2 protein-coding genes are annotated in these 1,597 nt (G+C 63.5%); both read left to right on the top strand.

Annotated features, from left to right (window positions below; all coding sequences use genetic code 11):
• Positions 1–765: hypothetical protein (locus tag ACWGJ2_RS40440; protein ID WP_453351418.1), on the top strand; the 765-nt coding region annotated here is incomplete at its 5' end.
• Between the two features lie 425 nt (positions 766–1,190).
• Complete coding sequence (locus ACWGJ2_RS40435; protein WP_453351417.1) at positions 1,191–1,448, top strand: hypothetical protein; 258 nt, start codon at positions 1,191–1,193, stop codon at positions 1,446–1,448.
• Positions 1,449–1,597: the final 149 nt, after the last annotated feature.

Here is a 1,597-nt window from a genome sequence, read left to right as displayed (position 1 = left end):
GAGCAGAAAACACGGAACTACGAGAATCACCCGGAGGTGCAAGGACTTCGCTGGATTTCCACCGTCACCAGGAAGTTCCTGGCAGACAACAATCACACAGCCATCGAGGTGCAGGCTGCGCTAGGCAGCAACGGCAAGCTGATCCTTGCAGCCACCGACAGCGATTCAAACTATATCCTGGTGGACCTGCTGGAAAAACAAGGAGTCGAGGACCTCCTCGGGCACATGCTGGCCGGAGCCCAGCCTGCCAGACACTTCGCCTACATGAAACCGGAAGAAAGAGCCAGAGCCGACAGGACGAACAGGCACCTCGACGCGGCACGGGGGATGCACAACGCGGGAAAGAGCAGTCAAGCGCACGCGCACCAGGGGATCACGACCGCCCTCTCCGCAGGTGTGGTGATCGCGGCAAGGGGAGGCAGCGGGCGGCACGCGGAACGCCGCATCCTCGCCTACAACGACAACCAGACCCCGAAGTACCTGGGGGGCACCAAGCGGCCGTGTGCCACGTGTTTCCAGATTCTCTACCCCGAAGCTGCGGGCAAGGATCTCGACGACGACAACGGCGCGGTCCGCCCCGGGAGATTCAATTCCAGTTGGAATGCGAATCTCGATGTTCCGGAATACGAGGACACGAAGGACGTCACGCCGAAGGCGAGGGCGCAGTCACTGTTCGACCGGATCGACAAGGCGGTCCCCCGTACATACGCGAGCAGGACAAGAAGCGGTGCGGTTGTCCGGGACGTGGATTCAGACTCCGAGTAAGCTTCCCGCGCTGTGCGTGCCTGCGACCGAAAAGACCCCGGCCGCCCCCGACGCTGTCCGGGGCGCGGAGCGCGGGTCGACCTTGGAGATGCGTTCGCGGCTACCGCCCTGCGCGAGTCCCTCGACCGTGACATCAGCCATGGGCGCGGCGGCCGGGTGTACGAGGCGATCAAGCTGGACGCCACCTGTACCGCGACAACGTCGAACGCGCCGCGACACCCCTCGGGCTAGGTCTCGGCCCGGTGCGGCACGCCGCCATGCTCGCCCTGCGCGTCCTGGGGGAGCGACGACCACGTGCAGATGGACTCGACGCAACGACCACTCGGCTACTCCGCTTACGAGGGCTCTGCCTTGGCCGAGGAGAGGTTGGGGGGATACCCCTTGGCGCGAAGGAATGTGTCGAGCGCTATCGCAACGATGTCACCGTGCTGGAGACCGTGATCCGCGTGATAGCGGCGGATACGCCGTTGAAGTTGGAGAGCGTCTGGGACGGCGTAGTTGAATTGCCCGCGACTGGCATGGCGAGCATTGACAACCTGCAAAGTGTCTGGGTGGGGAGCCATCGGGTCTTCGGTGGTGAGTTCCGATTGTGCATCGAGAGCGTCAGCCAATTCGCGCAACTTGGAGGCGTGGTGCGAGAGATCAGGCATATAGAGCTCCGGTCCGGTCGACTAGGTGCCTAGCTAGCCGCCTAGTCGACTAGTGGAATAGTCGATGGGACGGGTGCCCGCGAACGCTCATCTCGTTCGCGGGCACCGTGCTAAATATGCGCCGCGTCAGAAGCCCCGGGCACTGAGCCATTCGTCCAGGGCAACCGAGACGATGTCACCGG

The organism is Streptomyces sp. NPDC054796, from assembly GCF_053611545.1.
Note: the sequence above shows the minus strand (reverse complement) of the source record. Positions and strands in the feature narration are given on the sequence as shown.